The following is a 9,240-nucleotide window of genomic DNA, read 5'->3' on the forward strand; positions in this document are numbered from 1 at the left end:
GGAAAAGCCCGCCGCGACCGCCGACACGTCGGCCGAGGTCGCCGAAGCGAATCCTGCGGCCGACGTGCCTGAAACCATGGCGCCGAAGCTCGAACACGTCGATGGAGCCGTCATCATCCGCCGCAACGATACGCTCTGGCGCATCTCGCGGCGCGTCTATGGCCATGGCGTGCGCTACTCGACCATCTATCTCGCCAACCAGGATCAGATCCGCAATCCCGACCGCATCTGGCCCGGTCAGGTCTTCAAGGTCCCCGGCAAGTCGAAGGAAGGCGAGCCGGCCGACATGAAGGCCATGGGTGACCAGATGACGGCGCCAAAGACGGAGTAAGAGCGCAATCCCCTCTCGTGGGGTGCCCGGCAGGGCAGAGGGGCGCTGCCCCGCCGGCGTTCGACATTCCCACCTGCTGCCCATCCGCCTGGCTTGCACTCCCATCCTCCATCGTTTATCGGCGATGAACGATGACCGAATCCCTATCCGACAACCGCGCCCTCAATAGCCGAGCCCTTGACAGCCGCGGCATCGCCACGCGGTTCGCGGCACTGTCGCATCCGGCACGCATCGAGATCCTGAAGCATCTCTCGGCTAGTAGCTGCTGCTCCTGCCGCGAGGTGGTCGATCATCTCGATCTCGCCCAGTCGACCGTTTCGCAGCATCTGAAGATCCTGGTCGAAGCAGGGCTCGTCCGCTTCGAGGCGGATCGCCAGCGTTCACGCTACGCGGTGGACCGCGCTACGCTCGCCGAGGTCTCGGCGTCGCTCGCGGCCCTGATCGATTCCTGCTGCGGCGAAAGCATGAAAGAAAGCTAAGAACAAAATGGCCGACAAGACCGTCTCCGCCGAAACCGGCACCCTCACCACACTGCGCAATCTGTGGCCCTATATGTGGCCGGCCGACCGTGCCGACCTGAGAGCCCGCGTCACCTGGGCGACGCTGCTTCTCGTCGTCGCCAAGGTCACCCTGGTCGCCGGCCCCTATTTCTTCAAATGGGCAACCGATGCGCTAGCCCACGCCTCGAAGACGCCGCCGCCGCTGCCCGCCTTCATGCTCGCGCCGGTGATGCTGGTCATTGCCTATAATGTGCTGAGGCTGGTCCAGCTCGGCTTCAACCAGCTGCGCGACGCGCTGTTTGCCCGCGTCGGCCAATATGCGGTGCGCCAGCTTGCCTTTCGCACCTTCGTCCACATGCACCAGCTGTCGCTGCGCTTCCATCTTGAGCGCCGCACCGGCGGTCTGTCGCGCATCATCGAGCGCGGCACCAAGGGCATCGAGACGATCGTGCGCTTCGTCATGCTGAACACGGCGCCTACCATTCTCGAATTCGCGCTGACGGCCGGCATTTTCGCCTACACCTATGGCTGGAAATACGTCGCCGTGGTCGCGGTCACCGTGTGGATCTATGTCTGGTTCACGGTCAAGGCTAGCGACTGGCGCATCTCGATCCGCCGCGACATGAACGACAGCGACACCGACGCCAATACCAAGGCGATCGACTCGCTCTTGAATTTCGAGACGGTCAAATATTTCACCAATGAGCGCATGGAAGCCGAGCGCTTCGACCGCTCGATGGCGCGTTATGAAACCGCCGCCACCAAGACCTGGACCTCGCTCGGCTGGCTTAACTTCGGCCAGGGTCTCATCTTCGGCCTCGGCACGGTCGTCGTCATGTGCATGTCGGCGCTGGAGGTGCAGGCCGGCACGCAGTCGGTCGGCGATTTCGTCTTCATCAACGCCATGCTGATGCAGCTGTCGGTGCCGCTCAACTTCATCGGCTTCATCTATCGCGAAATCCGCCAGGGCTTGACCGATATCGAGCACATGTTCGACCTGCTCGACGTGCCTCAGGAGATCGTCGACAAGCCGGACGCCAGGCCGTTGAAGGTGAGTGCCGGCAAGGTCGAGTTCCGCGACGTGCACTTCTCCTATGATTCAAACCGCAAGATCCTGAAGGGCGTGTCCTTCGAGGTGCCGGCCGGCAAGACGGTCGCCATCGTCGGCCCCTCCGGCGCAGGCAAGTCGACCATCTCCAGGCTTCTGTTCCGCTTCTATGACGTGCAGCGCGGCCAGGTGCTGATCGACGGCCAGGACATCCGCGACGTCACGCAGGAGAGCCTGCGCGCGGTGCTCGGCATGGTGCCGCAGGACACGGTGCTCTTCAACGACACCATCGCCTACAACATCCGCTATGGCCGCATCGGCGCCAGCGAGGAGGAGGTGCGCAAGGCCGCCGAGCTCGCCCAGATCGGGCCGTTCATCGAAAAACTCCCCGACGGCTACCGCTCGATGGTCGGCGAGCGCGGCCTGAAACTGTCGGGCGGCGAGAAGCAGCGGGTCGCGATCGCCCGCACGATCCTGAAGGCCCCGCCGATCCTGATGCTGGACGAGGCGACCTCGGCGCTGGACACCCAGACCGAGCAGGAGATCCAGGCGGCGCTGGACCTCGTCAGCAAGGGCCGCACCACCCTTGTGATTGCCCACCGGCTGTCGACGGTGATCTCGGCCGACGAGATCATCGTGCTGAAGGACGGCCAGATCGCCGAGCGCGGCACCCACGCCGCACTCTTGCGCCAGCAGGGCCTCTACGCCTCGATGTGGGACCGCCAGCGCGAGGCCACCGAAGCCGAGGAGCGCCTGCGCATTGCGCGTGAAAGCGACGAGTTCGGCGTGATCGTACGGAGAAGGACGTCGGAGGTGAGCTAGCGCCTCTTCCTTCTCCCACAAGGGGAGAAGGAGAAGTCGGCGCAAAATCCCCTTGACCTCAACCTAGCTTGAGCTTGCAAACCGGCTCCGAACCCCTGCGAAGCAAGCCTTCCAAGAACGGAGACCGATCGAAATGAGCAATAAAGATCAACGCGCTGGCAGCGTGTTCCGGGTCGACAAATTCGTCGTGCCGGCGGAAACGCGCGACGAGATCCTCGGCAAGGTCAGGATGACGCACGAATTGCTGCGCCAGCAGGACGGCTTCGTGCAGGACTTCCTGCTCGAGCAGTTCTCCGGCCCCGGCGAATTCAACATCGTCACCATGGTCGAATGGGAAAGCCAGGCCGCGGTCGACAACGTCGTGCCGATCGTCAAGGCCGCGCTCGAGCGCATCGCCTTAAGCCCTCAGGCAACGATCGCCCGCCTCGGGGTCAAAGCGGATATCGCGCACTATCAGCGCGTGCCGGAGGCGTAAGACGGCCAGCCCGCGCCGGGTGCAGGCGCGACGACGCCCAGTACCTGGCCGGTGCGGGCGTCGCCGACCATCTTCTCGAAGCCGCGCCATTCGGCGGCGGTGATGAACAGCGTCCTGCCGTCGGCACCGCCCAACATGCAGGCAAAGCAGCCCCGATCGACCTCGACCTTGTCGATTTCCGCACCGCCCTCGCGCACCCTGACACAGGCCGGCGCTAAAATCACGGCTATGAGTCCCTCGCTATTCGCCTCTCCCATTGTTGCGTTGCGGGGAGGGGGGCTTTCCGCTATTCAGACCGGACCTGAAACAGCGACCGCCCCAAGCCCTATGACTCTTCTCGATACGATCAAGAATACGTTCGTTCCGATCCATCGCGAGGGCTATCCCTTTATCGCCGCCTTCGGCGCGGCAACGCTGTTCCTCGGCTATTTCTCCTCGATCCTGTTCTGGCTCGGGCTGATCCTCACCGGCTGGTGCATCTATTTTTACCGTGACCCAGAGCGCGTCACGCCGGTCGACGACCGGCTGGTGGTCAGCCCGGCCGACGGCGTGGTTTCGGCGGTCGGGCCTGCCGTGCCGCCGCGCGAGCTTGGTCTGGGTACGGGCGAAATGACCCGTATCTCGGTGTTCATGAATGTCTTTTCCTGCCATATCAACCGCGCGCCGGTGCGTGGCAGGATCACGCGGATCGAGCATCGTCCCGGCAAATTCCTCAATGCCGAGCTCGACAAGGCAAGCTCCGAGAACGAGCGCAACGGCCTGGTCATTGACAGCCCCAACGGCACCATCGCCGCCGTGCAGATCGCCGGCCTTGTGGCGCGCCGCATCGTCTGCTGGGCCGAGCAGGGCGGCTCGATCGGCATCGGCGAGCGTTTTGGCCTGATCCGCTTCGGCTCCCGCGTCGACGTCTTCCTGCCGTCGAACGCCGTGCCGCGCGTCGCCGTCGGCCAGACGGCGGTAGGCGGCGAGACGGTGCTTGCCGAGTTCGGCGGCGCGGCGGTCGCCCCGCTGGTCAGGATTTCCTGAGCGGTGGGCGCGCCTTTCAAGAAGTTCGAGGCACACGCCAGCGGCGGCCCGCGCATCCGCGAGATCCCGATGCGCATGGTGCTGCCCAATCTGGTGACCGTTCTTGCGATCTGCGCCGGCCTTTCCGGCATCCGCTTCGCCTTCGAGGACCGCTTCGAGCCGGCGGTGGTCATGGTGCTGCTCGCCGCTTTCCTCGACGGCATCGACGGCCGCTTGGCGCGCATGCTGAAGGCGACCTCGAAGTTCGGCGCGCAGATGGATTCGCTGGCCGATATCGTCAATTTCGGCGTCGCGCCGGCGCTGGTGCTCTATGCCTTCCTGCTCGACCGCGCCGGCTCGCCGGGCTGGATCGCGGCGCTCCTGTTCACCATCGCCTGCGGCATGCGGCTCGCTCGCTTCAATGTGCTGGCCGACGACACCGATCAGCCGGCCTGGCAAACCGAATATTTCGTCGGCGTCCCGGCGCCGGCGGGCGCGGTGCTGGTCATGCTGCCTTGCTATCTCTACTTCCTGCGGCTCGGCCTGGAACCGACCCGGGGGGCGGCCTTCGTTGCCTCTGGCTTCACCGTGCTCGTCGCCTTCCTCTTGGTCAGTCGCCTGCCGGTCTATTCGGGCAAGAGCGTCAAGGTGCCGGGAGACAGGGTGCTTCCGGTCATCCTCGGCGTCGTGCTCTACATCCTGCTGTTGATGGCCTATCCCTGGTACACGCTGACCGCATCGGTCGCCGGCTACCTCGTCTTTCTGCCGTTTTCGGTGCGCGCCTATTCGAAGCGGGCCATGCGCGAAGGCGAGAAGGTGCCGCCTTCGGATATCGGATAAGCACTGCGCCCCATCTCCCGTTGCGGGAGATAGCCATTTCAACATCTTAGCGAAGCTAAGTGTTGGAAATCGCAAGAGAGGGGAAAAGCGCTGACATGAGAAGTTGGCGCTCTAGAAGGAGCAGCCTCTGCGCCCTACGAAATCCCCTCTCCGGTATTTTCCAAGCACTTGCTCGGGGACGAGCCCGCTCGCGAATGCAGGAAAATGCTTTCTCCCCCACAAGGGGGGGAGATAACCGCGCTACGCCTCCACCCCCAATCCCAGTCGGTCGATCGCCAGCCTCCGCGCCGACACGTAATCCGTCTTGCCGGAACCCAGCACCGGGATTTCTTCCACCTTGATGATGTCATTGGGCACCATCAACTCGGCCGCGCCCGCCTTCTTGCCGAACTGGCGCAGCTCTTCGGCATTGGCATCGTCGGCCGTGGTGACCAGCACGATGCGCTCGCCGCGCCTCTTATCGGGCACCGCCACCGCGGCATGGCGCTGTTCCGGCCATAGCGACTGCACCAGCATCTCGACCGCGCCCAGCGACACCATCTCGCCGGCGATCTTGGCAAAGCGTTTTGCCCGCCCTCGGATGGTGATGAAGCCGTCGCGGTCGACCGAGACGATGTCGCCGGTGTCGTGCCAGCCCTCGAGCGGCTGCAACTCGCCGGGGCGGTCGGCGGTCATGTAGCCCATCATCATGTTCGGCCCGTCGAGCCAAAGCCGGCCGCCCTCGCTGATGCCCTCGACCGGCTCAAGCTTCATACGGATCGCCGGCAGCAGCCGGCCGACCGTGCCGTCGCGATTGTGGATGGCGGTGTTCACCGCCACCACTGGCGCCGCCTCGGTCAGCCCAAAACCTTCGATGATCGATGCCTGGAAACGGTCACGGTAGGTGCGCCTTGTCTCGGGCTTTACCGCTTCAGCGCCGGCAACAACGAAACGCAGGCTGGAGAAATCGCCGTCCTTGGCAGTGCGGGCATAGTTGGCGAGGAAAGTGTCGGTGCCGAACATGACGGTCGGCTTCACCTTGCGCGCGATCTCCGGAATGATCTTGTAGTGCAGCGGCGAGGGATAGAGGAACAGTTTCACGCCGGTTACCAGCGGCAGGATAGTGCCGCCGGTCAGCCCGAACGAATGGAAGACGGGCAGCACGTTGAGCAGGATATCGGCCGGCGAGATCGTGATGCGCGCCTCGGCCTGCATGGCGTTGGCGAGAAGGTTGCGGTGCGACAGCACCACCGCCTTCGGCGTTCCTTCCGAGCCCGAGGTGAACAGGATCACCGCTGGTTTCGACGCCTGCTGCCGCTGCAGCGGAAAACGCCAGAAAAGCGCCGCCGCGACCTTGTCGAGCAAGGTCACGCTCTCGCGCACATCCTCCAGCCATAGCATCTTGGCGCCGCCCGCCTCGACGGCGGTGACGATGTCGTCGATGGCGGCCTTCTCGATGAACGCGCGAGAAGAGACCACTGTGCGAATGACCGCCGTGCGGATCGCGGCGGTGACGCTCGCCGGGCCGGCGGTGTAGTTGATCATCGCCGCGATGCGGGCCGCCGAGATAAGCCCGACAAAGGAGAGCACAATGCCATTGGCATTGGGCAGGAGCAGGCCGACCGCTTCGCCGGGCGCCGTCACCGCCTCGAAGCGGCGGCCGAGGACGCGCGCGCCGATGAACATCTTGCGATAGCTGAGCGCGCCCGAAATCACGTCCTCGATGATCGGATGCGAGGCACCGACGCGATCCGCCGCGTCGCGCATGGCCAGGAACAGGCCGCGGTCGAGATTGCTGCCGTAGAGCCGCGCCTCGGCAAACCGGTCGAACAGGGCGTTGGTGTTCGACGCCATGTCGGGGTTGCGAGCCACCAGCTCGGCCACGGTCATCGGTTCCAGCACGCTGAGCGACAGGCGCGGGAACCAGTGACGCGGCGCCTTGTCGGCCGGCGTCAGCGACATCGGCAGGTCGCGCGCACCGGCGACGAAGATCGGCACGATGCGGGCGTCGGCCTGCATGGCGATGCGGGTGATGGCGCGGAACAGCCGGAACGACTTGACGTCCGGCTCGACGTCGTCGGGCAGATAGACCGCAAGCCGGCCCTTGCCCTTCAGCACGCGCACCAGCCGCCGGCTGACGAAGAGATGTTCGGCATTGAAGGCGATGGTGCGGGCAAGCTCGCGCCACGGCTCCAGCCAGGGCGAGCGGGCCGAGGCCTCGTCCAGAATGTGCAGCGTGTCGTCAGGCAACAGCGACAGCATCAGCGCCGGCTCGATGCGCGATTGGTGCGAAACGACATAGATCACCGGCGTGCGGGCATTGCGGGCAATGCGGATGCGGTCGTCGGCAATACGGTAGGCGAGCTTGAACGGCACGTAGAGCAACGCCTGGGTAAAGCGCAGATCGAGCCGGAACCTTTCGATCACGCCAATCAGCAGCCAGGCAAAGACAAGACCGGCAAGCAGCGCCAATGTCAGGATCATGCTGCTCTCTCCCAACGTCCTCCACGGTGCGGCTCTTGCGCGGCCGCTTCGGTGGCAGAAGGTAGCGGAAGTGGGGGCAAGGTCAATGTGGGGCTGGTAGGGCGCTCCCTTCTCCCCTTGCGGGAGAAGGTGGCCGAGCGAAGCCCGGAGGGATGAGGGTATTGGACGGATCGCTTCGCTGGATATGTAAGTGCCTGAAAGCAATCGATTCTTCTAGGCCGTGCTTCTTCCAAAACCTCTCATCCGTCTCGACGCTGCGCGCCGACCCACCGTCTCGCACAGGGGAGCGGGGAAAGGCGTGCCGCTACGCCACCTTCAGTCTCCCGCTGATGAAGCGGAACTCCTGGCTCTTGCCGCCAAAGCCGTAGGCCGCCGCCGGAACCTCATGCACCAGCGCGTAGCTTTCCTCATGGACGCCGCCGAGCAGGCGGCCGAAGGCGTCGAAAATCGCCTTGAGATACGCTTCGAGCTCGAGCTTGGTGTTGGTGCCGTCCACCACCTTGATGTCGAGCCAGAAGGTGCTCGTGCCATGCTCGGCCAGCGACTTGCCGCCGGCGAACCAGTGCTGCGGATCGACGTAGCTGATCGCAACCGCGGTGATGGTCGGGTCCTTGCGCAGTTGCGTGGCCGTAATCTCGGTGATCTCCTTCGCGATCGCGGCGGAACCCTTTGCGTCGGGCTCGCCGGTGACGCTGACATTGATGATCGGCATTTTTCTCTCCTTCGCTCTGACGGCTTCGCGCCGCCGATGAAGGGACCATGCCACTAGCCATACGTCAAAAAAATCGAATTGTTTTTGACAAGTACTTCGATATTATCGAATTATGGAAACTCTCGATCCCGACCTGCTCAAAACCTTCCTCGCCTTCGTCGATGGCGGCTCCCTGGCCAGGGCGGCGTCCGCTGTTGGCCGCTCCCCATCCGCCGTCACGGCGCAGATGCAGCGGCTGGAGGAGGTCGTCGGCGAGCCGCTGCTTGCGCCCCAGGGACGTGGGCGCGGGCTGACGCCTGCCGGCGAGGACCTTGTCGGCCATGCCAGGCGCATCCTTGCCGTCCACACCGAGGCCTGGCTGGCGCTGAAAGGCGCGCGCGTCGGCGGTCGCATCGCCATCGGAACCACGCAGGACTTTGCCGATCATGGCCTGCCGGAGCTGTTGCGCGCCTTCGCCGCCAGCCATCCGCGCGTCAGGATCGAGCTGCGCGTCGGCCGCTCCCTGGAGCTCGGGTCCGCGCTGCAGGCGGGCCAGCTCGATCTCGCGATCACCATGCGCCATGCGCCATCCCCGGATGAAGCGTTCCTGATCAGCGAGCCGATGCTGTGGCTCTGCTCGGAAAAAGGGCTGGCGACGCGGCAGGACGTGGTGCCGGTGGCGCTGCTCGATCCATATTGCGGCTTCAGGGAGGCTGCGCTCAATGCACTCGACGCCGCCGGCCGCCGCTACCGCATCGCTGCCGGCAGCTCCAGCCTTGCCGGCCTGCGCAGCGCGGTCAATGCCGGCATCGCGCTGACGCCGCGCACCCGGCGTCTTGCCCATTCCGGAATCGTGGAAGCGTCCCCCGATCTCGACCTGCCGCCGCTGCCAATGGCCGGCTTCGCCATCCGGCTCGGCCGCGAGGCGGCTCGTCCGCCGCGGGATCTCGCGGAGCTTCTGGGCAACGGCCTGGCGCTGCCGCCCTGAACGGCAAGGAACGCCCAAAGAAAAAGCCGACCTTTTTGCGGGTCGGCTTCTAGTCGGACGGGTCGAGGGGTTTGGGG

General features: G+C 64.9%; 10 protein-coding genes. 7 read left to right on the top strand and 3 right to left on the bottom strand.

The window, feature by feature from the left end:
* From EOA49_RS27570 to EOA49_RS27585, 4 genes are all read left to right on the top strand, one after another.
* Nucleotides 1-331, top strand: a 331-nt coding sequence (locus tag EOA49_RS27570) for a LysM peptidoglycan-binding domain-containing protein (protein ID WP_164749297.1), incomplete at its 5' end; no start/stop codon positions are given.
* Between the two features lie 131 nt (nucleotides 332-462).
* The gene (locus EOA49_RS27575) at nucleotides 463-810 is read left to right on the top strand and encodes a metalloregulator ArsR/SmtB family transcription factor (protein ID WP_095800093.1); all 348 of its coding nucleotides are present in this window, start codon (nucleotides 463-465) and stop codon (nucleotides 808-810) included.
* Between the two features lie 7 nt (nucleotides 811-817).
* The gene (locus EOA49_RS27580; protein ID WP_095800092.1) at nucleotides 818-2,701 is read left to right on the top strand and encodes an ABC transporter ATP-binding protein/permease; all 1,884 of its coding nucleotides are present in this window, start codon (nucleotides 818-820) and stop codon (nucleotides 2,699-2,701) included.
* A gap of 133 nt (nucleotides 2,702-2,834) precedes the next feature.
* Nucleotides 2,835-3,176: an antibiotic biosynthesis monooxygenase gene (locus EOA49_RS27585; protein WP_067321208.1), complete on the top strand. Its 342-nt coding sequence runs from the start codon at nucleotides 2,835-2,837 to the stop codon at nucleotides 3,174-3,176.
* Here EOA49_RS27585 and EOA49_RS27590 read toward each other — a convergent pair.
* Nucleotides 3,155-3,400, bottom strand: a complete 246-nt coding sequence (locus EOA49_RS27590; protein ID WP_245307406.1) for a hypothetical protein — start codon at nucleotides 3,398-3,400, stop codon at nucleotides 3,155-3,157. The genes EOA49_RS27585 and EOA49_RS27590 overlap by 22 nt on opposite strands.
* Before the next feature lie 4 nt (nucleotides 3,401-3,404).
* Here EOA49_RS27590 and EOA49_RS27595 point away from each other — a divergent pair, with 4 nt between their 5' ends.
* On the top strand, nucleotides 3,405-4,202 hold the full coding sequence (locus tag EOA49_RS27595) for a phosphatidylserine decarboxylase (RefSeq protein ID WP_082953739.1): 798 nt from the start codon (nucleotides 3,405-3,407) through the stop codon (nucleotides 4,200-4,202).
* A 75-nt stretch (nucleotides 4,203-4,277) separates the two neighbouring features.
* Nucleotides 4,278-5,021 (top strand): phosphatidylcholine/phosphatidylserine synthase, encoded by a 744-nt coding sequence (locus tag EOA49_RS27600; RefSeq protein WP_245299656.1) that lies wholly within the window; start codon nucleotides 4,278-4,280, stop codon nucleotides 5,019-5,021.
* Between the two features lie 240 nt (nucleotides 5,022-5,261).
* On the opposite strand, the gene EOA49_RS27605 is transcribed toward EOA49_RS27600, so the two are convergent.
* Both EOA49_RS27605 and EOA49_RS27610 read right to left on the bottom strand, forming a co-directional pair.
* A complete protein-coding gene (locus EOA49_RS27605; protein WP_127243470.1) occupies nucleotides 5,262-7,484 on the bottom strand; it encodes an AMP-binding protein in 2,223 nt (740 codons plus the stop codon).
* A gap of 304 nt (nucleotides 7,485-7,788) precedes the next feature.
* The gene (locus EOA49_RS27610; protein WP_067321223.1) at nucleotides 7,789-8,196 is read right to left on the bottom strand and encodes a 4-oxalocrotonate tautomerase family protein; all 408 of its coding nucleotides are present in this window, start codon (nucleotides 8,194-8,196) and stop codon (nucleotides 7,789-7,791) included.
* A gap of 112 nt (nucleotides 8,197-8,308) precedes the next feature.
* Between EOA49_RS27610 and EOA49_RS27615 the strand changes: the two genes are divergently transcribed.
* Nucleotides 8,309-9,163 carry a LysR substrate-binding domain-containing protein gene (locus EOA49_RS27615; protein WP_095800089.1) on the top strand — a complete coding sequence of 285 codons (855 nt, stop codon included), beginning with the start codon at nucleotides 8,309-8,311 and terminating at the stop codon, nucleotides 9,161-9,163.
* Nucleotides 9,164-9,240 lie beyond the last annotated feature (77 nt).

The sequence above is a fragment of the Mesorhizobium sp. M1A.F.Ca.IN.020.04.1.1 genome (genome assembly GCF_003997315.1).
Classification (GTDB): domain Bacteria; phylum Pseudomonadota; class Alphaproteobacteria; order Rhizobiales; family Rhizobiaceae; genus Mesorhizobium.